2 tRNA genes are annotated in these 394 nt (G+C 47.7%); both read left to right on the plus strand.

Annotated features, from left to right (window positions below):
• The first annotated feature begins 141 nt into the window (after positions 1 to 141).
• A tRNA-Ile gene (locus AB9R92_RS02890) sits at positions 142 to 218 on the plus strand.
• A 12-nt stretch (positions 219 to 230) separates the two neighbouring features.
• Positions 231 to 306, plus strand: a tRNA-Ala gene (locus tag AB9R92_RS02895).
• The last annotated feature ends 88 nt before the right edge of the window (positions 307 to 394 follow it).

Here is a 394-nt window from a genome sequence, read left to right on the forward strand (position 1 = left end):
TGCGGCTGGATCACCTCCTTTCTAAGGATTTTATCGGAACCGAACTTCGTTCGGGTTGACGTTTTGCGTTCAGTTTTGAAGGTTCAGGCATCAACTTTGTTGATCGTGTTTCTTCTATATATAATCTACAATTTCTCAAGAGGGCCTATAGCTCAGCTGGTTAGAGCGCACGCCTGATAAGCGTGAGGTCGGTGGTTCGAGTCCACTTAGGCCCACCATATTTCCTCTTAGGGGCCTTAGCTCAGCTGGGAGAGCGCCTGCCTTGCACGCAGGAGGTCAGCGGTTCGATCCCGCTAGGCTCCACCAATACTTGTTCTTTGAAAACTGGATAGATCGACATTGATTAAGAAACAAGCATCAAGTAGCGTGATCGCACAGCGATCAACTTATTTTT

The organism is Planococcus sp. SSTMD024, from assembly GCF_041320495.1.
GTDB lineage: Bacteria > Bacillota > Bacilli > Bacillales_A > Planococcaceae > Planococcus.